Source organism: Massilia consociata, assembly GCF_042432755.1.
GTDB classification, from domain to species: domain Bacteria; phylum Pseudomonadota; class Gammaproteobacteria; order Burkholderiales; family Burkholderiaceae_D; genus Telluria; species Telluria consociata.
In genome coordinates this window covers 206,034-231,205 of sequence record NZ_JBHLWP010000011.1, presented here as the reverse complement: position 1 = coordinate 231,205, position 25,172 = coordinate 206,034, and the positions used below count along the sequence as shown (strand labels likewise).

28 protein-coding genes are annotated in these 25,172 nt (G+C 67.5%); 14 read left to right on the top strand and 14 right to left on the bottom strand.

All coding sequences use genetic code 11. The annotated features are described in order from the left end of the window. Positions 1–145 precede the first annotated feature (145 nt). Positions 146–925, bottom strand: a complete 780-nt coding sequence (locus ACFFJK_RS12120) for an inositol monophosphatase family protein (RefSeq protein WP_379679670.1) — start codon at positions 923–925, stop codon at positions 146–148. A 7-nt stretch (positions 926–932) separates the two neighbouring features. Here ACFFJK_RS12120 and ACFFJK_RS12115 point away from each other — a divergent pair, with 7 nt between their 5' ends. From ACFFJK_RS12115 to ACFFJK_RS12080, 8 genes are all read left to right on the top strand, one after another. Continuing rightward, positions 933–1,100, top strand: a complete 168-nt coding sequence (locus ACFFJK_RS12115; RefSeq protein WP_379679421.1) for a hypothetical protein — start codon at positions 933–935, stop codon at positions 1,098–1,100. Then, positions 1,101–1,874: an RNA methyltransferase gene (locus ACFFJK_RS12110; protein WP_379679420.1), complete on the top strand. Its 774-nt coding sequence runs from the start codon at positions 1,101–1,103 to the stop codon at positions 1,872–1,874. It begins immediately after the preceding gene. A 145-nt stretch (positions 1,875–2,019) separates the two neighbouring features. Beyond that, complete coding sequence (locus ACFFJK_RS12105; RefSeq protein WP_379679419.1) at positions 2,020–2,160, top strand: hypothetical protein; 141 nt, start codon at positions 2,020–2,022, stop codon at positions 2,158–2,160. Beyond that, positions 2,157–3,152 (top strand): esterase/lipase family protein, encoded by a 996-nt coding sequence (locus ACFFJK_RS12100; protein WP_379679418.1) that lies wholly within the window; start codon positions 2,157–2,159, stop codon positions 3,150–3,152. The genes ACFFJK_RS12105 and ACFFJK_RS12100 overlap by 4 nt, the downstream gene beginning before the upstream one ends. A gap of 27 nt (positions 3,153–3,179) precedes the next feature. Continuing rightward, positions 3,180–3,962 carry a response regulator gene (locus ACFFJK_RS12095; RefSeq protein WP_379679416.1) on the top strand — a complete coding sequence of 261 codons (783 nt, stop codon included), beginning with the start codon at positions 3,180–3,182 and terminating at the stop codon, positions 3,960–3,962. 72 nt (positions 3,963–4,034) lie between these two features. Beyond that, a complete protein-coding gene (locus tag ACFFJK_RS12090) occupies positions 4,035–4,502 on the top strand; it encodes a phasin family protein (protein ID WP_379679415.1) in 468 nt (155 codons plus the stop codon). Positions 4,503–4,600: 98 nt separating this feature from the next. Continuing rightward, positions 4,601–5,296 carry a TetR/AcrR family transcriptional regulator gene (locus ACFFJK_RS12085; protein ID WP_379679414.1) on the top strand — a complete coding sequence of 232 codons (696 nt, stop codon included), beginning with the start codon at positions 4,601–4,603 and terminating at the stop codon, positions 5,294–5,296. A 17-nt stretch (positions 5,297–5,313) separates the two neighbouring features. Further along, the gene (locus tag ACFFJK_RS12080; RefSeq protein ID WP_379679413.1) at positions 5,314–5,859 is read left to right on the top strand and encodes an LOG family protein; all 546 of its coding nucleotides are present in this window, start codon (positions 5,314–5,316) and stop codon (positions 5,857–5,859) included. 6 nt (positions 5,860–5,865) lie between these two features. Here the strand turns inward: ACFFJK_RS12080 and ACFFJK_RS12075 are convergent, their stop codons facing one another. The 9 genes from ACFFJK_RS12075 to ACFFJK_RS12035 form a co-directional block, all read right to left on the bottom strand. Beyond that, positions 5,866–6,975, bottom strand: a complete 1,110-nt coding sequence (locus ACFFJK_RS12075) for a GGDEF domain-containing protein (RefSeq protein ID WP_379679412.1) — start codon at positions 6,973–6,975, stop codon at positions 5,866–5,868. Then, the gene (locus ACFFJK_RS12070; RefSeq protein WP_379679410.1) at positions 6,972–9,674 is read right to left on the bottom strand and encodes a bifunctional diguanylate cyclase/phosphodiesterase; all 2,703 of its coding nucleotides are present in this window, start codon (positions 9,672–9,674) and stop codon (positions 6,972–6,974) included. The genes ACFFJK_RS12075 and ACFFJK_RS12070 overlap by 4 nt, the downstream gene beginning before the upstream one ends. 4 nt (positions 9,675–9,678) lie before the next feature. After that, entirely contained in the window at positions 9,679–10,110 is a 432-nt protein-coding gene (locus ACFFJK_RS12065) for a phosphate ABC transporter substrate-binding protein (protein ID WP_379679409.1), read from the bottom strand. Between the two features lie 9 nt (positions 10,111–10,119). Further along, the gene (locus ACFFJK_RS12060; protein ID WP_379679408.1) at positions 10,120–11,415 is read right to left on the bottom strand and encodes a hypothetical protein; all 1,296 of its coding nucleotides are present in this window, start codon (positions 11,413–11,415) and stop codon (positions 10,120–10,122) included. A gap of 108 nt (positions 11,416–11,523) precedes the next feature. Then, the gene (locus tag ACFFJK_RS12055; RefSeq protein ID WP_379679407.1) at positions 11,524–12,105 is read right to left on the bottom strand and encodes a YgjP-like metallopeptidase domain-containing protein; all 582 of its coding nucleotides are present in this window, start codon (positions 12,103–12,105) and stop codon (positions 11,524–11,526) included. A gap of 144 nt (positions 12,106–12,249) precedes the next feature. Beyond that, a complete protein-coding gene (locus ACFFJK_RS12050; RefSeq protein ID WP_379679406.1) occupies positions 12,250–12,591 on the bottom strand; it encodes a KGG domain-containing protein in 342 nt (113 codons plus the stop codon). A 162-nt stretch (positions 12,592–12,753) separates the two neighbouring features. Beyond that, positions 12,754–13,353 carry a hemerythrin domain-containing protein gene (locus tag ACFFJK_RS12045; RefSeq protein ID WP_379679405.1) on the bottom strand — a complete coding sequence of 200 codons (600 nt, stop codon included), beginning with the start codon at positions 13,351–13,353 and terminating at the stop codon, positions 12,754–12,756. Continuing rightward, complete coding sequence (locus ACFFJK_RS12040; protein ID WP_379679403.1) at positions 13,328–13,720, bottom strand: phasin family protein; 393 nt, start codon at positions 13,718–13,720, stop codon at positions 13,328–13,330. Before ACFFJK_RS12040 ends, ACFFJK_RS12045 begins: the two co-directional genes overlap by 26 nt. Positions 13,721–13,830: 110 nt before the next feature. After that, positions 13,831–14,862: an NADP-dependent oxidoreductase gene (locus ACFFJK_RS12035; protein ID WP_379679402.1), complete on the bottom strand. Its 1,032-nt coding sequence runs from the start codon at positions 14,860–14,862 to the stop codon at positions 13,831–13,833. 105 nt (positions 14,863–14,967) lie between these two features. Here ACFFJK_RS12035 and ACFFJK_RS12030 point away from each other — a divergent pair, with 105 nt between their 5' ends. Next, positions 14,968–15,510 carry a YaeQ family protein gene (locus tag ACFFJK_RS12030; protein WP_379679401.1) on the top strand — a complete coding sequence of 181 codons (543 nt, stop codon included), beginning with the start codon at positions 14,968–14,970 and terminating at the stop codon, positions 15,508–15,510. Positions 15,511–15,550: 40 nt separating this feature from the next. Further along, positions 15,551–16,000 (top strand): copper chaperone PCu(A)C, encoded by a 450-nt coding sequence (locus ACFFJK_RS12025; RefSeq protein WP_379679400.1) that lies wholly within the window; start codon positions 15,551–15,553, stop codon positions 15,998–16,000. A gap of 99 nt (positions 16,001–16,099) precedes the next feature. Here ACFFJK_RS12025 and ACFFJK_RS12020 read toward each other — a convergent pair whose 3' ends face one another. Then, complete coding sequence (locus tag ACFFJK_RS12020; RefSeq protein ID WP_379679399.1) at positions 16,100–16,885, bottom strand: head GIN domain-containing protein; 786 nt, start codon at positions 16,883–16,885, stop codon at positions 16,100–16,102. A 205-nt stretch (positions 16,886–17,090) separates the two neighbouring features. Here ACFFJK_RS12020 and ACFFJK_RS12015 point away from each other — a divergent pair, with 205 nt between their 5' ends. From ACFFJK_RS12015 to ACFFJK_RS12005, 3 genes are all read left to right on the top strand, one after another. Beyond that, entirely contained in the window at positions 17,091–17,564 is a 474-nt protein-coding gene (locus ACFFJK_RS12015; RefSeq protein ID WP_379679398.1) for a DMT family transporter, read from the top strand. 100 nt (positions 17,565–17,664) lie between these two features. Further along, positions 17,665–18,786, top strand: coding sequence for a type IV pilus twitching motility protein PilT (locus ACFFJK_RS12010; protein WP_379679396.1), 1,122 nt, complete (start codon positions 17,665–17,667; stop codon positions 18,784–18,786). Between the two features lie 127 nt (positions 18,787–18,913). After that, entirely contained in the window at positions 18,914–20,995 is a 2,082-nt protein-coding gene (locus ACFFJK_RS12005) for a putative bifunctional diguanylate cyclase/phosphodiesterase (RefSeq protein WP_379679395.1), read from the top strand. Between the two features lie 27 nt (positions 20,996–21,022). On the opposite strand, the gene ACFFJK_RS12000 is transcribed toward ACFFJK_RS12005, so the two are convergent. Continuing rightward, positions 21,023–22,018, bottom strand: a complete 996-nt coding sequence (locus ACFFJK_RS12000) for a retroviral-like aspartic protease family protein (RefSeq protein WP_379679393.1) — start codon at positions 22,016–22,018, stop codon at positions 21,023–21,025. A 318-nt stretch (positions 22,019–22,336) separates the two neighbouring features. Between ACFFJK_RS12000 and ACFFJK_RS11995 the strand changes: the two genes are divergently transcribed. Further along, complete coding sequence (locus tag ACFFJK_RS11995) at positions 22,337–22,969, top strand: phasin family protein (RefSeq protein WP_379679392.1); 633 nt, start codon at positions 22,337–22,339, stop codon at positions 22,967–22,969. A gap of 186 nt (positions 22,970–23,155) precedes the next feature. On the opposite strand, the gene ACFFJK_RS11990 is transcribed toward ACFFJK_RS11995, so the two are convergent. After that, positions 23,156–24,448 (bottom strand): c-type cytochrome, encoded by a 1,293-nt coding sequence (locus ACFFJK_RS11990; RefSeq protein WP_379679391.1) that lies wholly within the window; start codon positions 24,446–24,448, stop codon positions 23,156–23,158. After that, entirely contained in the window at positions 24,445–25,170 is a 726-nt protein-coding gene (locus tag ACFFJK_RS11985; protein WP_379679389.1) for a c-type cytochrome, read from the bottom strand. The genes ACFFJK_RS11990 and ACFFJK_RS11985 overlap by 4 nt, the downstream gene beginning before the upstream one ends. Positions 25,171–25,172: the final 2 nt, after the last annotated feature.

The following is a 25,172-nucleotide window of genomic DNA, read 5'->3' as shown; positions in this document are numbered from 1 at the left end:
GCTGCCCCTGCGCCAGAGCATCAGCAGGGCGCAAGCAGGACAGCCGGATTATAGAGGAAAGGTTTCTCTACGGAAAGTTTATGACCGGGACTTTCCAGCCGGTGACGCGGAGTGTCTGCGGACACTCCGGAAGCACAGGGGTATTTTACGCGAAAGGCGACAGCAGCGGGATCATGGCGCCGAAAACCTTCGGGCCGGCGGCGATCACGTCGCCCTTGTGCAGGTATTCCGACTCGCCGTTGAACTCGCCGACGATGCCGCCCGCTTCGGTCACCAGGAGGGCGCCCGCCGCGATGTCCCACACTTTCAGGCCCTTTTCGAAGAAGCCGTCGATGCGGCCGGCGGCCACGTTCGCCAGTTCCAGCGCGGCCGAGCCGCCGCTGCGCACGCCGTGGCAGCGCGAGGCGACGACTTCGTACATGCGCAGGTATTCGGCCAGCGCGCGCGGGTCAGGACCGTGGCCGGCCGACAGCAGGGCCTTGCCGATGCGGTCGTGGTTGCGCACGCGGATGCGCTTGTCGTTGAGGTAGGCGCCGGCGCCCTTGGTGGCGGTGAACAGGTCGTTGCGCACCGGGTCATAGACCAGGGCGTTGGTGATCACGCCGCGCTGTTGCAGGGCGATCGAGACGCAGTAATTGGGATAGCCGTGCAGGAAGTTCGTGGTGCCGTCGATCGGGTCGATGATCCACACGAATTCGCTCTCGTCATTCAGGTTGCTGGACGCGCCGGTTTCTTCCGCCAGGATGGCGTGGTCGGGATAGGCCTTCAGCAGCGTTTCCACGATTGCCTGCTCGGCCGCCTGGTCGACGTCGGTGACGAAATCGTTGTGGTTTTTTTCCGAGATGGTGATGCGATCGAGGTCGAAGGACGCGCGGTTGATGACGGTGGCGGCGCGGCGAGCGGCCTTGACGGCCGTGTTGAGCATTGGGTGCATGAAGGCTTTCCGTGAAAAACGCGAACGCCCACCACGCATCGAGGCGCCGGTGAACGGTCAGCTGGTAGAGAATGACAAAGAGCAAAGCGGTGCTGAACCCGTTAAAATCCGTGACTTGCTGTCCACAAATCCCAACCGTCCGCACCGCGCGATAGCGCTATTTTAAATGAACCCGACCGAAATCAACACTTCTCTTTTCAAACGGCTCCGTTTCGTGCTGGTCGAGACCAGCCGCGCCGGCAATGTCGGCTCGGTGGCACGCGCCATGAAGACGATGGGGTTCGGCGACCTGGTGCTGGTGGCCCCGCGCTGTACCGATCCGCTGAACGACCCGGAAGCGGTGGCTTTCGCCAGCGGCGCGGGCGACGTGCTGCAGGGGGCGCGCATCGTTTCCACCATCGGCGAAGCGCTGGAGGGCTGCAATTTCGCGGCCGCCGTATCGGCGCGCCTGCGCGAATTCTCGCCGCCGGTGTGGACGCCGCGCGCGTTCTCCGCGCACGTGGCGGGGCAGGGCGAGCTGCGGCCGGCCCTGGTCCTCGGCAACGAGCGCGTCGGCCTGCCGAACGAGATTGTCGAAGGCTGCAACGTGCTGATCAACATCCCCGCCAATCCCGATTACTCGTCGCTGAACCTGTCGCAGGCGGCCCAGGTGCTGGCCTACGAATGCCGCCTCGCGGAGTTGGACAACAAGCCGGGGGACGCCATCGAGGGCCGCGGCGTGGGCTTCCAGGGCGACGCCGCCAGCATGGCGCAGATCGAGGGCATGTATGCGCACCTGGAAGAAGCGCTGGTGGCGATCGGCTTCCTGAACGCGAACAATCCGAAGAAGCTGATGCCGCGCCTGAAGCGCCTGTTCGCCCGTACGCAACTCGAGACCGAAGAGGTCAACATCCTGCGCGGCATCGCGCGCGAGATCATCCAGCACGCGCCGAAGAAATAGGCGTGCATGGAATATTTGCCTGCAGGGCCCGGAATGCAAATATCCTTTGCAGGACCGCCCCGAACGCCGCCGGGACTCACCTCTTTCGTTGCCCGCCCCGGGCGGTTTCCCGTTGACGTACACTAGGAAAAACGAAGGGCAGCACATGGGGACATTACGAAGGATCTTCCTGACAGCAGGCGACGGCCGCGGCCACCACCACGGCCTGCCGGACTTGCCGGTGTACGGCGGCTCGCTGTTCGCGGCCTTGACCGGGTGCCCTGAGGCGCCCCTTACCCCGGCATGAGCGCGCGCCAGCTGCTCCGGCTGATCCTCGTCGTGCAGGCGTTGGCCGCGCTCGGCATCGGCGTGGCGGCCATCGAGATCTTCGGCGCCGGCCGCTGGGAGGCGGCGGCGCTGGCGCTGGGCAGCGTGGTGCTGGTGCGCATGCTCATCAACGCCAACAACTTCTTCATGAGCGCGCGTTTCGCCAGCCCGACGCCGCCGGAATACCGGCTCGGCCCGGGCGCGTGCCTGCGCCTGTTCGCCGAGGAGTTCGCGGCAAGCATGCTGCAGTCCTCGTGGACGATGCCGCGCGCGCGCGCCTGCCGCCGCCTCCATCCCGGGGCGGATGTGCCGCCGGTGCTGCTGCTGCACGGCTACGGCTGCAACAGCGGCTACTGGTCGCACCTGATGCCGCTGCTCGACGCGGCGCGCATCAGCCACGCGGCGGTGGACCTCGAACCGCTGACCGCCGACATCGACGCCTATGCCCCGCTGGTCGAGCGCGCGGTGGACGAACTGTGCGCGGCGAGCGGATCCGAGAAGGTGGTCATCGTCGCGCACAGCATGGGCGGGCTGGTGGCGCGGGCCTGGATGCGCGCCTGCAGGCAGCAGGGAAAAGCGCCGCGCGCGGCACGCGTGATCACGCTCGGCACGCCGCACCACGGCACCTGCCTGGCGGCCTTCGGGATCGGACTGAACGCCGCCCAGATGCGCCGCCTGAAAGGACGCGGCCAGGCGGAGCTGCCCGAATGCGACTGGCTGCGCGCCCTCGCGGCCAGCGAGGATGCGGCCGCGCGGGCCCTGGTCACCTCGATCTACACCCACCACGACAACATCATCTCGCCGCAGACTTCGAGCGTGCTGCCGGGCGCGCGCAATATCGCCTTCGGCGGGGTGGGCCATGTGGCGCTGGGCCGCAACCGGCGCGTGCTGGCCGCCGTGATGCGGGAGATCGACAGCGCACGCCGCGGCGAGCAGGGTCCTGTAAATACAGCGGACAACATGGTAAAGTGACCACAACGCCGCAACCGGAGCGCCGCAGTGGCCCGCATCCTGATCATCGAAGACAATCCCGCGAACGCCGAACTCATGGCGTTCCTGCTCACGGCGTACGGGCACACGGCGTTGACCGCGCCTGACGGCGAACAGGGCGTGGCCGCCGCCCGCGCCGAGCGGCCCGACCTCGTCGCCTGCGACGTGCACCTGCCGGGCATGAGCGGGTTCGACGTGCTGGCCCGCATGAGGGCCGAACCGGCGCTTGCCGCGGTGCCGGTGCTCGCCGTGACCGCGCTGGCGATGGCGGGCGACCGCGAGAAGGTGCTGCGCGCGGGCTTCGACGGCTACATCAGCAAGCCGATCGAGCCCGACAGCTTCGTCGCCGAACTGGAGGCCTTCCTGGCGCCGGCCGCTCCCGGCGCCCCCATGTCCGTCCCGGGTGGACAGGCGACCATCCTGCTGGTCGACGACGATCCCTTCATGCTCGCGGTGCTGGGCGACATGCTCGAGGGCGAACCCTACCGCGTGCTCAGCGCCGGCTCCGGCGAGCAGGCGCTGGCGCTGCTCGAACGCGAGCCGGTCGCGGTGATCCTGTGCGACCAGTCGATGCCGGGCCTGAGCGGCACCGAGGTGCTGGCGCAGGCCGCACAGCGCCACCCGCACACGGTACGCCTGATGCTGACCGGCCAGCAGGACCTGGCCGAGATCGAGGCCGCGCTGCGCGCGGGCGTGGCCGATGCGCATTACGCCAAGCCGGTGAGCGCGGCGAGCCTGCGCGAGCGCATGCGCGAGGCCACGGCCTTGCAACGCAGCCGTGCGGCGGCTTGAGGCCTGCTTTAGAATCTCCGTTCTATCGTGCGTGCCTACAATGGACTGCACCCGTATCGAGCAGGAAGAACCATGAGCAAGAAACTCCCCGCGCCGGACGACGACGAGGCGCTCGCCCGCGCCGTGCGCGCATCGGCACAGCAGATCTGGCAGGCCGGCCTCGGCGCCTTCGCCAAGGCGCAGGAGGAGGGCGGGCGCTCGTTCACGCGCCTCGTGCGCGACGGCAGCGCCTTGCAGAAGCGCTCCCGCGAAGTCGAGGAAGCCACCGACACCGTGGCGCGCGCCGCCGAGCGTTCGACCCGGCGCGCCGGCGGCTCCTGGGGCAAGCTGGAACAGGTGTTCGAGGAGCGCGTGGCGCGTGCGCTGGCGACCATCGGCGTGCCCGCGGCCAGCGAAGTCGAGGCGCTGCGCCGCCGCGTCGACGAGCTCGAAAGGATGCTGGCCGAACTGGCCGCGCGAGTCGCCCCGGCGCAGGCGACACCGCGCACCCGCCGTAGCGTAAAAGGAACGAGCGTTCAGAAAGATGGCGAAGGCGGCTGAACGGCAGGCCGTGATCCTGTTGCAATGACACCATTTGGTGTTATTCTCGCGGCTTGGACCACAAACTGCGCACAAACTGCGCATCAACTTCGCCCTTCATGCAACAAAAAGCTCCGCGCCGGACCCGCGAACGCATCCTCGAGCTCTCGCTCAGGCTGTTCAACGAGTTCGGCGAGCCGAACATCACGACGACGGTCATTGCCGAGGAGATGAACATCTCGCCCGGCAACCTGTACTATCACTTCCGGAACAAGGACGACATCGTCAATTCGATCTTCAACCAGTTCGAGGCGGAGATCGAGCGCATCCTCACCGTGCCGGCCGGGCGCCGCTCGAACATGGAGGACGTCTGGCTCTACCTGCACCTGATGTTCGAACTGATCTGGCGCTACCGCTTCTTCTACCGCGACCTGAACGACTTGTTGTCGCGCAACCGCAAGCTCGAACTGCACTTCAAGGCCATCCTGGCCCACAAGATCAAGGTCGCGCGCCAGCTGTGCGAAGATCTGCGCAGCGAAGGCTCGCTCGAGGCATCCGACCAGCAGATCGGCGCGATGGCCACCAACATGGTGGTGGTGGCGACCTACTGGCTGTCGTACGAGTACGTGCGCAACCCGCGCAAGTACAGCGAGCAGCAGGCGATCGCCGATGCCCTCGCGCGCGGCTGCTACCAGGTGCTGTCGATGGTCGGCCCCTACCTGCGCGGCGACACCCACCTGCTGTTCGAGAAGCTGTCCGAGGAATACCTCAAGAAGCTGTCCGCCGAGGCCCGCCCCGGCGCCGAATTCCTGTAACGATTCTTTCACGCTCCATGAAAACCCTGGCCGTCTACTGCGGCGCCTCGCACGGCGCCAACCCTCTTTATACCGACGCCGCGCGCCTGCTCGCCGCCGCCCTGGTCGAACACAACATCGGCCTGGTCTACGGCGGGGGCAAGGTCGGCCTGATGGGGGTGATCGCCGACGAGGTGCTGCGCCTGGGCGGCGAGGCCACCGGCGTGATCCCCAAGGCGCTGATGGAGCGCGAAGTCGGCCATGCCGGCCTGACCCGCCTGTTCGTGGTGAAGGACATGCACGAGCGCAAGGCCATGATGGCCGAGCTGTCGGAAGGCTTCATCGCCATGCCCGGCGGGATGGGCACATTGGAAGAATTGTTCGAAATGGTGACCTGGGCCCAGCTCGGCATCCACGCCAAGCCGATCGGCCTGTACAACCCGAACGGCTTCTGGGACGGCCTGGTCGCCTTCGTTCGCCACCAGTGTCAGGAAGGCTTCGTGCGGCAAGAACATCTCGGACTGATGCAGGTCGATGCCGATCCCGGCGCGCTGATCCGGCGCCTGCGGGCCGCCCAGGGCTGACGGCCGCTAGGCCAGCACGATCCGGTCGCGCCCCGCCTCCTTGGCCCGGTACAGCGCCTTGTCGGCGCGGCCGATGGCCTCGGCGAAGGGTTCGCCGGCGTGGCGCGTGGCCAGTCCGGCCGAGAAGCTGATGCACCGGTCGTCCAGGCCCGGCACCGGCATCGTGTGCACGCGTTCGGCCATCCGCTCGAGCACCGTGCGCGCATCTTCCGGGCTGGCGTCCGGCAGCAGCAGCAGGAATTCCTCCCCGCCCCAGCGCGCCAGCACATCCTCGGCGCGCAGCGAGGCGCGCGCGGCCTGCGAGAAGCAGCGCAGCACGGCGTCGCCGGTCGCGTGGCCGTAACGGTCGTTGACCTGCTTGAAGAAGTCGATGTCGAGCAGGGCGACGCAGCAGCCTTTTCCATGCTGGCCGCCGGAAGGCTGGCGCCGCTCCTGTTCTTCGAGCACCTCATGCATGCGGCGGCGGTTGACCAGGGAGGTCAGTTCGTCCACCGTGGCCAGCACGCGGATGGTCTCCAACGCCTCGGTCAGCTCGCGGCGCTGGCGCTTCAGGCGCGAACGCAGCTTGTGCATCTCGCCGCTCAGCACCGCGGTGGCGAGCAGGGCGCCGGCCAGGTAGCCGAAGGTCAGCAGCTCGGTCATTGGGGGGAAACCTGCCGGGTCGTGCGCCTGCAGCCACCACATCGTCGCGCCCATGCCAGCGATCGTGCCCACCGACAGCATCAGCGTCTGGCGCGGGCGCGCGGCGAACATGCAGAAGACGATGATCACCACGGTCATGAGCAGGACGGCGGCGCGCAGCGGCCCGGATATCGCATAGGCCCAGCCGCCGCATACCAGCGAGAACACCGCCTGCGATACCGCCAGCTGGTCAGGCTTGAGGCCGATACGTGCGCCGAAGCGGATCATGAGGTAGAACGACAGCGCGCCGACGGCGGCGAAGGCGATCACGGCGGTCGCCGCCTGGCCGTCGCTAATCCCCTGCTCGACCTGCACCAGCATCTGGACGATGCAGACGACGTACAGCACGCAGGTGGCGGCCCAGTACTGGAGCATCCGGCCCAGGCCGGGATCGGCGCTGTAGAGCAGCACTGCGAGCCGGCGCAGGGGGCTCATGCCGGCTCCGAGGCAAGCGTGGTGGCCAGCATCTCCGCGATCCGCGCGGCCGGCACCGGACGGCTGAACAGGTAGCCCTGCATCTCGTCGCAGTCGTTGGCGCGCAGGAAGTCGCGCTGCTGTTCGGTCTCGACGCCCTCGGCGATCACGCGCAGATTCAGCTTGTGGCCGAGCGAGATCACGGCCATCGCGATGGCCTGGTCGTCCGCGCTGTGGGCCAGGTCGCTGACAAAACTCTTGTCGATCTTCAGGCGGCTGATCGGGAAGGACTTGAGGGCGGACAGGCTCGAATAGCCGGTGCCGAAATCGTCGATCGACAGCGACACGCCCATGGCTTCCAGCTCGCGCATCTTGTCCACCGAGCGCGCCAGGTCGCGCATGATCGAGCTTTCGGTGACTTCGACTTCCAGCGCTTCCGGCGGCAGGCCGGTGTCGCGCAGGGCATCGGCGATGCGTTCGACCAGGCGCTTTTCCTCGAACTGGCGGGCCGAGACGTTGACCGATACGGTCAGGGGCGGCAGGCCGGCAGCGCGCCAGGCCTGGGCCTGGGCGCAGGCGGTGCGCACCACCCATTCGCCGATCGGCACGATCAGGCCGCTCTCTTCGGCCAGGCCGATGAAGCGCAGCGGCGAGATCATGCCGTGTTCCGGATGGTTCCAGCGGATCAGCGCCTCGACGCCGAACAGGCGGCCGGTGCGCAGGTCGACCTTCGGCTGGTACAGCAGGCTGAACTGGCAGTCCCCGCCCCGGCAGCCGGGTTCGAGGCAGGCGTCGAGGGCGCTGCGCAGGCCTTCGAGCAGCACCAGTTTCTCCTCGACGCTGGCGTTCATCTCGCTGGCGTAGAACTGGAAACTGTTCTTGTTTTCCTTGGCGCGGTACATTGCCGCGTCGGCGTTCATCATGAGGGTGTTGGCGTCCTCGCCGTCGCGCGGGTACAGCACCACGCCCATGCTGCAGCTGACCTGCACCTCCTGTCCTTCGACCTCGACCGGCTCGGTGACGGCGGTGCGCACCTTCTCCAGCAGCGGGGTGATCGCCATCGGATCGCCCGTCAGGTCGGGCAGCAGGATCACGAATTCGTCGCCGCCGAAGCGTGCCAGCGTGTCGTTGCGGCGCAGGCAGCGGCCCATGCGCTCGCCCACGACCTTCAACAGCTCGTCGCCGGCGTTGTGGCCGAGGCCGTCGTTGACCAGCTTGAAGCCGTCCAGGTCGATGAAAGCCAGGCCCACGCTGCCGCCCTTGCGCTCGGCATCGCGTATCGCCTGGCCGAGGCGGTCGCGCAACAGGCTGCGGTTCGGCAGGCCGGTCAGGTCGTCGTGGTGCGCCAGGTGGCGGATGCGCTGTTCGGTGAGCTTGCGCTCGGTGATGTCGCGCACGATCGCCACCACGCCGCCCTCGACCGGCACCACCTGGCGGTGCAGCCAGCGGTCCGGACCGGGTGGCAGGTGGGCCAGCCACTCGGCCTCGCGCGCCTTGCCGTCGGTGGCGACCGCCGACAGGTCGTCGAAGATGCCGGTGCCGAGGTAGGTCGGCAGCATCACCGACATGGGCTTGCCCTCCATGCGGGCCTTGGGCAGGCCGGTGAGTTGCTCGGCGCGGGTGTTGATGGTCTCGATGACGAAGTCGCTCACGCCGCCGTCCGGGCCGGGCACGGTGCGCAAGACGAAGAAGGCGTCGAGGCTGGCCTCGGACGCGGCGGCATAGGTTTCCTGCGCCAGCCGTTCGCGGCGGCGTGCCTTGGCCAGTTGCCACGACCAGGCGCTCACCAGGGTGACGACCATGACCAGCAGGGCGGTGCCAACGCTGGCGCCCAGCAGCCAGTTGCGGCGCTGCTGGCGGTAGTCGGCCATCTGTTCCGGCTCCGATAGCCCGACCAGCGCTACCAGCGGGAAACCGTTGAGCGGGCGGGCGCTGGTGTAGCGCAACTCGCCGTCGAGATGGGTGGCGAGCGTGATGACGTCGTGGCGGTCGATGGCGACGCGCTGCCCCCAGGAAACATGCTCGCCCACGCGCGCGGCGCGTACCAGTGTGTCCATCCCCGCTACGCCCAGCAGGCCGTGCTTGCCCTGGCGCGACTGCTCATAGGAGCTGGTGAAGTAGGCCGGGTCCACGGCCACGGTGGTCACGCCGGCGAAGCGGCCGTCGGCGTCGTTGATGCGGCGCGAGAAAACGACGTGCGGCTCGTCCCCGCCATAGGTCGTGCTGACGAACGGCGTGTCGCCGTCGCGGTCGCGGTGGAAGGCGAACCAGGCCGCGCGCACCACGTTCCCGGTGCCGCTACCCGGATTGCTGGCGACGACGCGACCCGTGTCGTCGGTGATCGCCACCTGGAACACCAGGCCGGGCGGCATCAGGCCCTTTGCGGCGAGCGCCGGCAGGGCTTCGTTGGGACCGTGCACTTCGACCGCGTACTTCAGCATGCGCAGGGTTTGGTCGATGCCGCTCAGGCTGCGCGCCATCTGGGCTTCGTAGGTGTCGAGCAGCTCGCGGGTGGCGTCGTGCGCCGATTTGCGTGCGGAACGCTCGTCCGCATCGATCATGTGGAAGGTGGCGATCCACAGGCCCGCTACCAGCAGCAGCGCGAACAACGGCAGCGAGATGTGGGTGTCCAGCGCGCGGCCGAGCCAGCGCGCCAGCGGCGAGCGGCGTGGCTGCTTGCGCGCCGGGCGTGGCGATCCTTGCTCGACCAGCGTGTCCATCAGGTCAACGCAGGACGAGCACCGGACGCACGCTTTCGTCCAGGGCGGAGCGGTCGATATAGCCGATCATCGACGGGTTGTCGGCCACCATGCGGCGCACGGTGGCGCTGTCGGGGACTTCACGCGGCGGCTGGCCGCGGCCCGTAAACACCATTTTCGACCAGTGGGCCTTCAGGAGAGCCGGGGTCTTGCCGGTGACCTGCTGGTAGAACTGGTTGCGCTCATGCGAGCCGATGCGCTGGTCGACCGGCATGACTTCCACGCCATCCGGCAGGCGGCCGGCCTGGCCGAGGAAGATGGAAGCGACCTGGTCGCCCGACAGCGCCGGCGCCGGGCTGCGCGCCGAGACGATGACGACCAGCTCGGCCGATGCGCTGGCGGACAGGGCGCAGGACAGCGCAGCGGCCGCGACGAGGGTATGGATGCGAAATGCCATGCTCCCCCCTTAGAAGACGAAGTCGAGCGCAAAACTCGCCACATGGACCGTCTGGCCCGATCGGAAGTCTGCTCGTTGGTTGATCAGGGTGCCTCGCGAGCCGTCGGTCGGGCGCAAACGGTCGTACTGGGCCTTGAGCGCGACGTTGTCCATCACGTCCCAGCGCACGCCGGTGCTGACGCTGGACTGGATCGGCGTGGCCGACAGGTACACGTTCAGGCCCGCGTTGAGCATGGCGCCGATCGCCCCCATGCGTGGCGGGAGGCCGGCCAGGTTCAGGCCCTGGTCGGTGGTGGCGCTGTCGGCGCGCACCTTGGCGTAGCCGAGATAAGGCGTCAGGTCACCGAAGCGGTAACCGCCACCGGCATACATGGAGGTTGTCCTGCCGAGCAACGAACGGGTACGCGCGCGCCCGATCTCCGCGCTCACGAACCACTGGCCCGGGTCGTAGGTGAAGCCGCCGGTGAGCATGACCACGCGCTTGCTCTCGATGGCGTAATGCTCGGCCAGTGCGACGCCCTGCGGGCCGAAGGCGCGCATGGCAGTGAAGAGCTCATTGCCGATGTCCATGCTCACGACGCCGGTGAGGGCCGACATGCGGGCGCTCAGGGCACCCTGCTCGATGCTGTGCGACAGGCCTGCGATGCCGCGCGCCTTCAGGCGGCGCTCCTCGTACAGCCGGGTGTCGGTGCGGCCGTAGAAGACCTGGGTGGCATTGCGCAGCGAACCCGCGCTCCAGCGCCAGGTAGCGTCGACGCCGTCGCTGCTCGACAGCGGCAGCGATCCGTAGACTTCGACCGGCGTGCGCACCCACGGCAGGACATAGCCGATCTTGCGATAGTCGGCGGCCAGGAACACGGGCAGGGCAATGCGTCCCAGCCGCACGGCCAGGTCCGGCGTCACCTGGTATTTGACATTGGCCCACTCCACGTTCGGGCGGTAGCTGCCTTCGAGGTCCTGCTCGCTGACCACCTGCAGCACGGTCGACCATGGGCCTCGCGACACGTCGAGCTGGGCGCCCAGGCGACTGTCGACGTCCGGGCTCCAGCGCTCGGTGGCGCCGGCGCCGTTGGCGCGCAGGACGGTCGAGGTGAAGTCGGCGCTACGGGTGCTGGCATGCACGGCCCCGAGGGTGCCGAAACCGGAGAATTTCCAGGAGAAGGGATCGGTGGCGGCATATGCCCCTGACGCCGCCGCAATGCCGCAGGCGAGAACGCTGCTGCGCAGGACGGCAGCCAGCCAGGTGCCAAGGGGGGAGATCTGGTACGTCATCGTGTCGAATCGCGGCGCGAGGCCAATGAGCATTGAGCGGATATGCATGCGGAGTGCATGAGGGCTCTGACTTTACCGAACGGCACAATGAAAGTCGAGAAATTTACTTGTGGCAACGAAGCAATGTGACAAGGTTTGTTGTTAGACGGCAACGAACTCTTCCGGGCCTGCCCACAGCCGTTTTCCGCCCAGGTCCAGCCAGGTCAGGTAGAGCCGCAGGTCGAATTCGAGCTGATGATAATGCGGCTCCATCCAGCAGCACAGCTTGTAGAAGGCCTTGTCGTGTTCCTTCTCCTTCAGGTGCGCCAGTTCATGTACCGCGATCATCCGCAGGAAGGGAAGGGGGGTGTCGCGAAACACGCTGGCGATACGGATCTCGTGCTTGGCCTTGAGGCGATTGCCCTGCACGCGCGAGATCGCCGTATGCAGCCCGAGCGCGTGCCGCACCACGTGGATCTTACTGTCGTAGGCGACCTTGGACACCGGGTCCGCCTGGCGCAGGCAGTCGGCCTTCAGGTCCTGCACGTAGGCGTAGAGGGCCTTGTCGGTGCGGATGCCGTGCGCGTCGGGATAGCGCTGCACGAGCACCTCGCCCAGCTTGCCGGCCTCGATCAAGCTGGCGACCTGGGTGCGCAGCGTATCCGGATAGGCGCTGAGGTAAGGGAGCTGGTCGGGATGGCGCTGCGGAAGGTGATGCGAAGGTCGATGCGGAAGTTTGGCCATAGGGGCTGCAATGTAGCACAGCGCGCTGCACGCCGCACATCGCATCGCGGCCCTGTGGGATACGGCGCCGGCTGGCGCCGTGGGTTGGTCGGTCGGCTGGCCGGCTTGCCCGTCAGCCCGAAGCCTGGCGGGCCCCGAGGGTTGTCACGCCTCCTTGTCTCCCTGGCGGCTACCCGCATTCTTGGCCGCTGCCGCGGCGCGCTGTGCGGACTGCCGGCTTTCGCCGCCCTTGCGGCCGATGTCGGCCATGTGGGCGCGGTTGCGGCTGACCGCCTCGCCGCCTTTCTGGCCGGCGCGGCGCGCCTCTTCGGAATCGAACTCGTGGGCAGTGCCTTTCTGGTGCGCAGCCTGTCCGCCCTTGCTGGCGATTTCACGCTGCTGGTTCTGGTCCATTGCTGCGAAGCCGCGCTTGGCCGGGGTGCCGCTGCCTGCACCGCTCTTCTGGGCGCTGCCCGCGCCTTTGCCACTGTCTTTGCTTGTCGCCATGTCGTTCTCCTAGTGTGCCCTGGTGGTATTGGGGAAGTGGGAACCTGCGAGCGCGGTATGCCGCGCTCGTGCGTTTAGAGGGAAGGGGATGGCGTTAGTTCCGCCGCGTGCGCTACTCCCCCGCGACGCACCGATGTCCTGCCGTATCGGCGCGTGCGCTGTTCAGCGCGGACGCGAGCGCCGTTCGCGCGGGCCGCCGGGTTGCCCGCGCAGCAGTCCGCGCGGCTCGGCGCCGTCGATGACCGGTGGCGGCGAGGCCAGGTCCGCTACCAGTTGCGCGCGCCGCTCGCGCAGGCGCAGGCCGAGCGCCACCTGGTCGGCGCCGGTGCGCGCCAGTGCCGGGAACAGCAGGTTCTCTTCCCGTGCGAGGTGGTGCGCCACTTCCTCGGCCAGCACCGCGACGGTGGCGTTGAAGAAGTCGTCGCCGGGGAAGAGGGTCTCGAGCTGGACAATGAGCTCGTGCGCGCTGTCGTGCTCCAGCGCGGCGTCGTCGAGGAGGCTGTCCTCGACCACCCCGCGCAGGGCCGGGTAGAACAGTTCTTCCTCGAGCATGGCGTGCAGGGCCAGCTCGTCGCACAGGTCGTCGACCAGGGCCTCGCGGCCGGCGTCGTCCTCGTCGTCGAGCATGGCGAACGCGTGGAACATCGCGTGGATGCGTGCATGGTCCGCACGCAGCTGGGCGAGGATGCCGCCCGGGGGCTCGGGCGGCTCGGGTGTGCGCGACGGATGCACGGCGCTACCCTCGTGCGTACTGGGCGGCATGGGTGGCGGCGCGCTCCGCCTCGGCCATGGCGGGGGGCAGGGCCCCCTGCAGGTCGGTCTGCACCCCGGCGAGCACCCCGAACAGGCCTTGCTGGTAGTGGCGCAGGTGCTCGCCCGACGGCTGCAGCTGGCGCATCGCGGTCGTGGTCATCTGGAGCGGGTCTTCGCAGGCCAGCACCTGGCGTCCGGTGGCGATCGCGTCTTCGACCAGCTGGCGCGCGAGCTGCATGTGCAGTTCGCTCAGGCGCTGCATGGCGTCGCAGGTGCGCAGCGACAGTTCACCCAGCAGTCCGACCTGGGCTTCGAGCTGGGACCGCAGGGCAGTGTTGTCCGCCAGGCTGGCTGGCAGGTTTGGAAATGGGACCATGTTCTCCTCGCAGGCGTGGGGCGCATGCGCGCCAGAGAGACATAGACGCGCCGCGAGGGAACAAGTTCACTATATAGAAGGTGCCTGTGGCGTGGATCAAGCGCAGGCGTTCAGGCGTCCGCCACCTTCAGCACCAGTTTGCCCAGGTTCCTGCCTTCGAACAGCATCAGGAGCGCCTCGGGGAAGCGCTCGAAGCCTTCGGTGACGTGTTCGACGCTCTTGACGCTGCCTTCCCGCATCCACCCGGCCAGCATCGCCACGCCTTCCGGGTAGCGCGGCGCGTAGTCGAACACGACCATGCCTTCCATGCGCGCGCGGTTCACCAGCAGCGACAGGTAGTTGGCCGGTCCCTTCACCTGGCTGGTCGTGTTGTACTGCGAGATCGCGCCGCAGATGACGATGCGCGCCTTCATGTTGATGCGGGTGAGGACAGCGTCGAGGATCTCGCCGCCGACATTGTCGAAGTAGACGTCGACGCCCTGCGGGCAGTGCTCCTTCAGGGCCGCATGCACGGGGCCTGCCTTGTAGTCGATGCAGGCGTCGAAGCCGAGCTGCCCGACCACGAAGCGGCACTTGTCCTCGCCGCCGGCGATGCCCACGACGCGGCAGCCCATCTGCCTGGCCACCTGGCCGACCGTCATGCCGACCGCGCCGGCCGCGCCCGAGACCACCACCGTCTCGCCGGGCTTGGGCTGCCCCACCTCGCGCAGGCCGAAGAAGGCCGTCATGCCGGGCATGCCGAGCGTGTTCAGCCAGGCGGTGGGCGGCGCCAGCGAGGGATCGATCTTCGTGAACGCGGCCGCCTTGTCGTCGGCGCTGCCGGCCCAGTAGCGCTGCACGCCGGTGCCGCCTGCCACGTAGTCGCCCACCTTGAAGCGCGGCGACTTCGAGGCGATCACGATTCCCAGGCCGCCGGCGCGCATGACTTCGCCGATCGCCACCGGGCGGATATACGACTTCCCTTCGTTCATCCAGCCGCGCATGGCCGGGTCGAGCGACAGGTACAGCACTTTCACGACGATGCCGCCCTCCGCCGGCTCGGCCACGGCTTCTTCGTGGAACAGCCAGTCTTCGCGGCGCGGCAGGCCGACCGGGCGGGCGGCAAGGCGGAACTGCTGGTTTGGCGGGAATGCATTGGTCATCACGGTCTCCTGAATGTTTTGGCAACGGCACTATACCGTTTTTGCCCCGCCGAGGGGCGGCGCATGCGACAATTGCGGGTTTCGCCTCTCCACAATCACTTATTCATGGCTCTCAAAGCAACCATCTACAAGGCCGACCTGTCGATCGCGGACATGGACCGCAACTACTACCAGGAGCACAGCCTCACGATCGCGCGCCATCCGTCCGAAACCGACGAGCGCGTGATGATCCGGGTGCTGGCGTTCGCGCTGCATGCCGATCCGGCGCTCGCCTTCACCAAGGACCTGTTCGACGTCGACGAACCGGCCATGTGGCAGAAGGATCTCACCGGCGCGATCGACCTGTGGATCGAAGTCGGCCAACCCGACGACAAGCGCCTGCTGAAGGCGGCCGGCCGCGCGGAGAAGGTGGTGGTCTACAGCTACAGCGCGACCAGCGACATCTGGTTCAAGGGCATCGCAGGCAAGATCGACCGGGCGAAGCACGTCAGCGTCGTCAACATCCCGCACGAGACCAGCGCCCAGCTGGAACGGATGGCCAAGCGCTCGATGCAGCTCCAGTGCACCATCCAGGACGGGCAGGTGTGGCTTACCGACGGCGTCGATACCGTGCTGGTCGAGCGCGAATACCTGCGCGGCGCGGCATGAGGCTATAATCTCCCGGTTATCCTTTTACACCGTGCGTGCCATGAAACGTCCTCTCCTCGCCCTGCTTGCCGGCGGCCTGCTCAGCGCTTCCGCCCTCGCGCAAGTCACCGTTTCCGAACCCTGGGTGCGGGCCACCGTCCCGGCGCAGAAGGCCACCGGCGCCTTCATGCGCGTGCAGTCGGCGGCGCCTGCGCGCCTGGTCGGCGTGCAGGCGGACGTCGCCGGCCGCGCCGAGCTGCACGAGATGGCGTTGGATGGCCAGACGATGCGCATGCGCCGGGTGGAAACGATCGAGCTGCCGGCCGGGAAGCCGGTCAACCTCGTCAGCGGCGGCTACCACGTGATGCTGTTCGACCTGAAGCGCCAGGTGAAGGACGGGGAGAGCGTCGACCTGACCCTGACGGTGCAGGATGCCGCGGGCAAGCGGCAGGACGTGAAGGTGAGCGCGCCGGTGCGGCCGCTGACCTACAGCGCGCACACGGGCCACTGATTCGACTATTGCGTACTGGCTCGTAGGGCGGGGCGGCTCCCCCCCGGGAGTTGGATCGGCGGGCAGTACCGGCGCCGCCGATCCTACGCAAACCGTCGCTCAGCGTGGTGCGGCTGCAATCCGGCGCACATCGCCCGAGCCGACGATCGACTTGCTCACACGCGGGTCGCCGTAATAATTGACGTCGCCCGAGCCGGCGATGGTCATGCTCAGCTCGTTGCGTGCCCACACCGTCGCCTCGCCGGAACCGGCCACGCTGATGCTGGCGCTGTCGGACTGGACCCGGCCCATGTCCACGCTGCCGGAGCCGCCGATCGACACCGACAGCTTGCGCGCCGTGCCCCCGCCGGCCTTGAAGGCGCCGCTGCCGCCCACGCTCACCGCCACCGATTCGGTGTCCAGGTCGCGCACGTCGATCCGGCCCGAGCCGCCCAGGTCGATGTTCAGCTTCGGCGCGCGCAGCCGGTCCGCCTCCACCGTGCCCGAGCCGCCCAGCGCCAGGCGCTCGATCTGGCGCGCCTGTACCACGACCTTCAGGTTCCTGGTGCGCAGGTTCGTGTTGCGCTTGGACGGGCGGATCTTCAGGGTGCCGTTTTCCACCACGGTCTCCACCAGCGCCAGCACGTTGTCGTCGGCCTCGATGGTGAGGCCTTCGGCATCGCCCTGGCGTAGTTCCAGCTTGCCCGGCACCTCGAAGGCCAGGCCGCTGAAGTGCGATACCTGGCGCACCTCGCGCTTGATGTTGCCGCTGCCCTGCACCTGTTCGCCGCCCCAGGACCAGCTGCCGGCCACGGCGGGGACGGCGACGCAGGCGAAGGCTGCGGCCAGGGCGGTGGACAGGGCGAGTCCGCGCAGTACGGCTGCCCGGCGGGAGGTCTTGTTCATGGTTGTCTCCTTGATGGTGGATTGCAATGGTGCCATCGTAGGCAAACGCACAGCCCGCCGCATGGGCCGTGCGACGAACGGCAGGCTTTACGGAGCAGAATGCACGCTCGCGGGACGGGCAGGGTATCCGGAACGCCCGGATTGCACTAGAATCGTGCGCTTTTTGCCCCGCGCTTGCGTCCCGTCCCGGACGGGGGAACACAACATGAACCTCATTCTCTTATTGATGGCCTTTTGCGTCGGCATGGCCATGTCGATCCAGGCGGCGGTGAACACCCAGCTGGCCGCGTCGATCGGCGCCAATTCGGTGGTCGCGGCCCTGGTGTCCTTTGCCTGCGGCACGATCGTGCTGCTGGGCGTGGCCGTCTCGCGCGGCGGCCTCGGCGGCGTGTTCGCCGCACTGGCGGCCCAGCCGCCATGGAAGTTCGCCGGCGGCTTCCTCGGCGCAGCCTTCGTGTTCGGCACGGTTTTCCTGGCGCCGCGCATCGGCCTGCTGAGCCTGATCGTGCTGGTGATCGCCGGCCAGCTGCTCACGTCGATGGCGATCGACCACTTTGGCCTGATCAACATGGCAGTGAGGAAGGTTTCGAGCGTCAAGATGCTCGGGGCTTGCGTCGTGGCGCTCGGCGTGGCGATCACGCTGTTCGGCGACCGCATCGTTGCGAGCATGGGACGGTGAGATGGCAAGCTGAAATTATTCTTTCAGTTTTGCAATCTTTTGGCGAGGCATGGTTCTATAATGTCCGGCACCGTTTATCCTTTTTACACGTGCCGGCCAGATGGAATACCACCAGTCCTCGCAGATCCCCACCCTGTCGTACATCGAGAACGAAGACCACCCGGTATTCGGGACCCTGGTCGAGCAGATCCTGCACCTGCTGAATTCGCGCCTGGTGTTCTCGGACATCATCATTCACCAGAACAGCCCGCTGATGCTGCGCCAGCCGAAAGGCCTGGTGGCGGTGACCGATTCGCCGATCACGAAGGAAGAGCTGGAAGAATTCTTCGACGTGATCGAGCCGAACTGGGCCGAGCGCATCGCGGTGCGCGCCTTTGACCGCTCGATCGACCTGCACACGGCGCGCATCCGCGCCAACTGCTTCAGCTTCCAGGGCAAGAAGCGCCTGGGCTGCGTGATCCGCCGCTTTCCGAAGGAGCCGCTGGCGCTGTCGGAACTCGGCCTGTGGCCGGACGAGCAGGAATTCGCGCGCCTGACCAGCGGCCTGGTCCTGATCATCGGCGATACCTGCCAGGGCAAGTCGACCACGATCGCCTCGATGATCGACGAGATCAACAAGCAGCGCTCGGGCCACATCATCACCATCGAAGACCCGGTCGAGACCCTGATTCCGCAGCGTAAGTGCATCATCACCCAGCGCGAGGTGGGCGAGGACGCCGACGTCGCCAGCTACTACCTGGGCGCACTCGACGCGCTGCGCGAGCGCCCCGACGTGATCGTGATCGGCGAGATCCGCGACGCCGAAACCGCGCAGGAAGCCCTGGCGCTGGCCGAATCCGGCCCGCTGGTGCTGGCCTCGCTGCATGCGCGTTCCACCGAACTCGGCCTGCAGAAGATGCTGCGCCTGCTGGGCAATTCCGAAGCCCAGGCCCAGGCCCTGGCGCACGCCCTGCGCGGCGTGCTGTGCCAGGCCCTGCTGCCCTCGGTGGAGGGCAACCGCTACCACCTCGCCACCGAATGCCTGACCCCGAGCAGCACCGTGATGCGCATGCTCGAAAGCGGCGACGTCGGCGGCATCCGCGCCCATATGAACGCGGGGCGCGACCCGGGCTGCCACACCATGAACGCCTCGCTCGAGCAGTTGCTGGCGGCGTACAAGGTGCGGGTGGAGGATGCGAGGAATGCCACCACGGACCGGGTGGGCTTCGCGGACATGGTGTAAGAACCTATCCCGGGCGCGAGCCGAAGCCGTGCGGGCATACTTCTGCCGGCAAGCGTAAGATGATCTCCTCGCAAGGGCCGCGTTACCGTGCGGCGGGCCCGGCCTGTCTTGTTACGGGAGGATCGTGATGCTTGCAGTCGAGCTGGGCCAGGCGCAACGCCGCGGCGTCAAGATACGCCATTCCTATGCGCTGACGCTGCTTCTCGTCGCGCTGTGCGCCTTCGTCCAGTACAAGGCGCGTTACCACATCGGCCAGCGCGCGCCGCTCGGCCTGCTGTACATCCCGGTCATGGCAAGCGCCATCTTCGCCGGCTGGCGCCAGTCGGTGCTGGCCTCCGTGCTAGGGCTGCTGCTGTCGCCCCTGCTGGTGGCGCCTGCGTTCAGCCTGCGCATCGAGCGGGCCGAAGATGCGGGCGCCCTCATGGTCATGGCCGCGGTGTGCCTGTTCACCTGCATCATGGCCTGGATACTCGAACGGGCCGAGAACAAGGCGCAGGCTTTCCTGTTGAGCCTGGAGAGCAGGGAGCAGACCTTGCGCGCACTGCTGGGCGCCTCGTCCCACGCGGTCATCGGCATCGGCAGCGACGGCAGGATCGGGATCGCGAGCGAGTCCGTTTCCACGCTGTTCCATTACGAGCCCGAGGAAATCATCGGCCAGTCCTTCGAGGTACTCGTCGTCAACGGCCTGCGGCAGCTCCGGGGCGAGGGCCTGAACAACCTGTTCCACGCCAATGCGCCGGGTCCGGTCGGCGAACTGCAGGAGCTGCAGTGCAGGAGGAAGGACGGCAGCGTGTTCCCCGCCGAGGCCAGCCTGGCCATGGCCGACGTCCCGACCGGCCGCCTGGTCATCAGCTACATCGCGGATATCAGCGAGCGGCGCGAAGCGGAGCGGAAAATCCTGCATGCGGCGCGCCATGATCCGTTGACCGGCCTGCCGAACCGGGCGCTCGTCTACGAACTGGGCACGCACCTGCTGGCCGCGGCCAGGCGGCACCGGGACAGGATCGCCATCCTGTTTTTCGACCTCGACCGCTTCAAGCCCATCAACGACACCTATGGCCATGCGATCGGCGACGGCATGCTGCAGCAGGTGGCGAACCGCCTGAAATCCGGCCTGCGCGCCAATGACCTGGTCGGCCGGCTCGGCGGCGACGAGTTCGTGGCGATACTGTGCGACGTGCATGAGGACGATGCGGTGCTGCACATGGCCAGCCAGCTGCTCCAGACCCTGAGCGAGCCCTACCGGATCGGCACGCTCGAGCTCAAGACCTCGCCGAGCATCGGCATCAGCCTGTATCCCGACGACGGCGAGGACCTCGACGCCCTGATCCAGCATGCGGACGCGGCCATGTACCATGCGAAGAACGCAGGACGCAACCGCTGCCAGTTCTTCACCCACGAGATCTACCTGCATGCCAAGCAGACCTTCGACCTCGAGCAGCGCCTGCGCCACAGCATCGCCGACAGCGATTTCGAGGTGGTGTACCAGCCCTTCATCGACCTGCGCAGCAGGAAGTTCATCGGCGTCGAAGCGCTGCTGCGCTGGCGCAGCGCCGGCGCGTCGCCGGTTGCGCAGGACCGCTTCATCGCCGCCGCCGAGCGTATCGGCCTGATCAACGTATTGGGCGACTGGGTGCTGCAGCAGGCGTGCATGCAGCACGAGAAGTGGCGCAATCTCGGGCTGCCGCCGCTGCGCATGGCGGTCAATGTCTCAGCCGTGCAGTTTCGGGAAAAGACCTTCAGCGAGCGGGCGGCGCGGATCATCCGGCAAAGCGGCATCAATCCCGCGTGTATCGAGCTCGAGGTGACCGAGAGCGCCGTGATGAGCGATGTCGAAGAGGCGGCGAAGATGCTCGAACGCCTCAAGCAGGACGGCATCAGCATCGCGCTCGACGACTTCGGCACCGGGTATTCCAGCCTGAGCTACCTGTCCCAGTTCCCGATCAATAAACTGAAGATCGACAAATCGTTCATCCTGAACATCGATACCGACGCGCGCTCCCTGGCGATCGCCGAAACCGTCATCGCGCTCGGCAAGAAGCTGGGCATGACGGTCATCGCCGAAGGCATCGAATCGCAGTCCGGCATCAAATTGCTGGCGGACATCGGGTGCGACCTCGGACAAGGCTACTTCATCAGCAAACCGGTCCGCCCGGAACATATTGTCGAATGGTACTACCAGGCGCAGTACCAGCACCTGTTCGTCTGACCCGCGGGCGCGGCGCGCCGCCTGCGCTCAGGGCGATGACATGGGGGTGCGCGCTTGCGACGCATCCGCGCCCGCCGCCGCCGGCGCGACTTGCGCTGCCGGCGCCGGGTTCACCGGCGAGAAATAGATCCGGTTCTGGCTCATCGCGACATACACGCGGTGGCGCCTGAGGAAGTCGGTGCCGAGCACCAGCATTTCGCCCGAGATGTCCATGTTCATCAGGCGCAGGTCGAAGTTCGTGATGTCGAGTTCGCCGATCGACATGCGGGGCACCGGCACCTTCCAGACCGCTTGCTCGCGGTCGTACCAGCTTTTCACGGAACCCTCGCGCGTCGCGCCCGGCGATTCGGGAGTCAAGCCCATGCGCTTCGCGGTGAACAGGTCCATGTAGGAGTGCGTGGTGACGGTCGAGATGACGGCATTGATGTCCTGGCCGTTGATGCGCACCTTGAACCAGGGGCGCAGGTCCTTCCTCAGCGGGTGGACCTGGAAGGGCGCCGAAGGCGTGCTCCGGTCCCAGTAGGCGAGCGAGGCGCGCAGGCAGCCGGTGGGCTTGAAGAATTTCAGATAGCCCTGCGCCAGTGCGAGCTCGACGTCGGTACGGAACAGGTAGTTGGCGCCGATCTTGGCGCCCACGCCGTCCTTCTGCAGGTCGTCGACGACGAACCAGGCTTTCTTGTACTCGATAGGACCCAGGGCGATGTGGTCGATGCGCGCATTGGCCACCTGCACGCCGACGTAGTTGCTGTCCGATAGGTTCACCTTGATGCCGAACTCTTCGAGCGTTTTCCGGTCCAGCGACGTGGCCTGCTGGGCGCCGGTGTCGATCAGCGCGGGAACGGGCTTGCCGTCGATGCGAACTTCCGTGACCGGCACCGCATCATCCCTGAAAGTGAGCGGCAGCGTCGACAGCTCCCGCGGTTCGCAGCCTGCAGGCAGCGGCTGGGCCGATGCCGCCAGGGGCGACAGGGCAAGAAGGGTGAACCCGAGGCGGCGGGCGAAGCGGGATCCGGCGTTACGCATGTGTCTGACCAGTCATCGAAATGGGAGCGATTGTACGGGGCAATGGCGGGCGTGGCGCGGCGTTGTCGAAATTACGCCACATGCATGGCCCCCGCCGCCAGTACGGCGGCACGCTGCGGAAATCCCGAGCCGACCGGATGCGATTCGGTCACGCGCCCGTCATAAAGAAGGCATACCGTCCGTGACTCGGCCCCATGCCGGGGTCCGAAGATCCACAACTGAGCAGTTAGCTTGCCGTTCCACGAGGTCCGCCAGATGCCGCTCGCCAGTACCTGACGTGCCAACCTATTTGCGAATGATCACTTTGCGAGGTATGCCATGTTCTTCTTCTCCCATTCCGATACGCCTGCTGTCCGTGCACACCTGAATGCACAGGCTGCGTTCCTGAACGATATGTCCAAATCGATGTCGCGCTCTTTCCAGGAAATGTGCCAACTCAACATGCAGCTCGGCCAGACCCTGCTCGAAGAAAGCACCATCGTCGGGCACCAGTTGCTGACGACCGATCGGCCCGCCGACCTGTTTTCGGTGACCGCCTCGCGCGCCCAGCCTGCGTCCGAAAAGCTCCGCGCATACCAGCAGCACCTTTCGCGTGTCGCCGCGCACTCGCAGGTGGAGTTGTCCAAGGTTGCCGAACAGCATGTGCAGGAAACCTCCCGTACCGCGCGCGCGCTGGCCGAGCAGGTTGCAAGCACGGCTGCGGAAGAAACCAACCGTACTCTGCGCCAGCAAGAAGAAGCGTTGAAGAACTTCCGCGATCCTTTCGAGCACCGCAATGCACAGGGGGGCAACGGACGCGCGTATCAAGAGAGCATGCAGATGGCTCGCGACAGTGCGAACAACGGCATGCATAGCCATTCCGAACGCGAGCAGGGCGCTTTGAAGGGCGATGCACAAGGTGGGCACGCTGCGCAAACCTTACAACAGGCCAAGTCCGGGAAGTCGGCTTGAGATTGTAGTTCCGCACCAGCCGCCCCGATCGTCAAGTAGCCAGCGAGCCAATCACGCTCATCCGTTCTCGCTGGTTTCTGGATCGTCATAGCAATTCTTGTGCATGCCCGGGCGGCTGGCGGATGTCCGGACTACCCTGGTGGCGTAAGGCGCTTGCTCGGGGGGAGCGCGAACCACGCCAACAGGCTAGTCCAGCGGCACGCTGCGATACCGGTTGACCTCCGGCGTCGATACCGCCGGCGCCGCATTCCCCCAGCTGGCCCGCACGTAGGTGAGCACCGCCGCCACCTGCGCATCGTTCAGCTCGTGGCTGTAGGGCGGCATGCCGTAGGGCCGCGGATTGCCCGCGGTGCCGGGCGGGAAGCCGCCGTTGAGCACGATCCGGATCGCGTTCACCGCCGGCGTGAGCGTCACCGCGCGGTTGCCGGCCAGCGGCGGATAGGCCGGCGCCTTGCCCTTGCCGTCCGCGCCGTGGCAGTCCACGCAGTAGGTGCCATACAGGCGGCGGCCTTCGGCCAGCAACTGCTCGCTCGGGCGTTCGCCCGCGCGTTTGTTTGTACCCTGCGCCGTACCCTGCGGCGCTCTGTCGGTGGCCGGCAGCGATTTGAGGTAGTCGGCCATCGCGCCCACGTCCTCGCGGGTCAGGTGCTGCAGGCTGCGCGCCACCACTTCGGCCATCGGGCCGGTGGCGCTGCCGCGCGGCGAGATGCCCGTCTGCAGCAGCGCCACGATGTGTTCCTTGTCCCAGTCGCCGAGCCCCGCTTCGCCGCGCGCGGTGAGCGAGGGCGCGTACCAGCCGATGGTCGGAATGAGGCCGCCGGAGAGCGCGCCTTCCGTGGCGCCGAGCCGGTTGCGCGTGCTGTGGCAGGCGCTGCAGTGGCCGAGGCCCTCGACCAGGTAGGCGCCGCGGTTCCAGGCCGCGCCGCGCGCCGGCTGCGGCTCGAACACGGCCGGCTTGAAGTAGAGCAGGCGCCAGCCTGCCAGCAGCGCCTGCTGGTTGTACGGGAAAGCCAGTTCGTGCGGCTGGTTGGGCCGATGCTGCGGCGCCAGGCTCCGGAAGTAGGCGAACAGCGCGTCCGAGTCGGCGCGCGCTACCTTCGTGTAATTCGTGTACGGGAAGGCCGGGTAGAGCAGGCGGCCGTCGCGCGACTTGCCGTTGTGCAGCGCGTTCCAGAAGTCGTCGGCGCTCCAGTTGCCGATGCCGGTCTCCGGGTCCGGCGTCAGGTTGGGGCCGTACAGGCGGCCGAAGGGCGTGTCGAGCGCGCGTCCGCCGGCGTATTCCGGGCCGCCGCGCGCGGTGTGGCAGGCCACGCAGTCGCCGGCCCGTGCCAGGTAGGCGCCGCGCGCGATGTTGTCGGGCGTGGCCGCCCAGTCGGCCGGCGACGCGGAGGGAATGAAGTCCTCGCGCGGCCAGGCGATGGCGACCGCTGCGGCGACGGCTGCCGCAGCCGCCGCGGCAAGCAGGGCGATGCGCTTCATGGCTGCACCGGGGCGCTGCCGCAGGGCAGGGGAAGGGGGCGCGCCGGCGCCGCTTGCGGGCGCGGGTCGGCGGGCATGGGCTGGGCCGCGAGCCAGCTCGAGACGGCAGTCACGTCCTCGGGCGACAGGCGTGCGGTGATCTGCGCCATGCAGTCGGGCGCATGGGCGCGGCGCGCGCCGTTGCGCCAGGCGCCGAACTGCGCGTTCAGGTAGTCGCGCGGCAAGCCGAGCACGCCCGGAACCGCGGGCTCGACACCGGTCAGCTTCTCGCCGTGGCAGGCGACGCAGGCAGGCAGCCTGCGCGCGCTGTCGCCCTCGAACACGAGCTGGCGGCCGCGCGCGAGCAGCTGGGGCGGCGCGGCGGGCGCGCTTGCCGCATGCGCGGCAGGCGGCTGGGCCGCATAGTACTCCGCGATTTCACGCAGGTAGGCGTCCGGCAGGTGGTCGACCAGGTAGGTCATGAGCGGGTACTGGCGCCGTCCTTCGCGGAAATTCAGCAGCTGGTTGTACAGGTAGCCGGCCGGCTTGCCGCCAATGCGCGGGAAATAGCTGTCGTTGACCGGATTGCCCCGCGCATCCACGCGGGCGTGGCACGAGGCGCAGGCCACCAGGCGCTGGGCCAGGGTATCGGGCACGGCCTGCTGCGCAGCAGCCGGGGCGGCGCCGGCGGCCAGCGCGAGGAGGGCGGAAAGCATCGCGAAGGGCGGTCGGTCGGTGCGCATGG